1 pseudogene is annotated in these 339 nt (G+C 43.7%); it reads right to left on the bottom strand.

From position 1 onward, the window contains the following. Nucleotides 1-145: 145 nt before the first annotated feature. Nucleotides 146-339, bottom strand: a pseudogene (locus HC175_RS21655) (class I SAM-dependent methyltransferase); the annotation flags it as partial.

A 339-nucleotide genomic window follows, 5' to 3' on the forward strand; every position in this document is an offset into this window, starting at 1 on the left:
GGAGGGGTGGCCGTAGGTCGGGGTGGGGATAACCAAATTTTTTTTCCTTCTTTACCCCGGCCAAAAGGGAGGAGCACAAAAAATTCCCGAGGAGCAAAAGTTCAAAAAAAGCCAAAGGCTAATAGCTAACAGCCAACAGCTTTTTTTACACTCTAATCACAAAATGCTCCTTCTCCTGTTCTCTTCTAAAAAAGACCAGTCCCCATTGAAAGGTGTCTATAGTTACCCTTACTTCGGGATGCGCTTTTATTTCTTCCCAGGCTTCTTCCATTCCTTTAGACCAGTGAATATCGTCGAAGATCATGACGGAGTTGTTGTGAATTGTGGGGAGAAGTTTTT

It is taken from the genome of Salinimicrobium oceani (assembly GCF_012037645.1).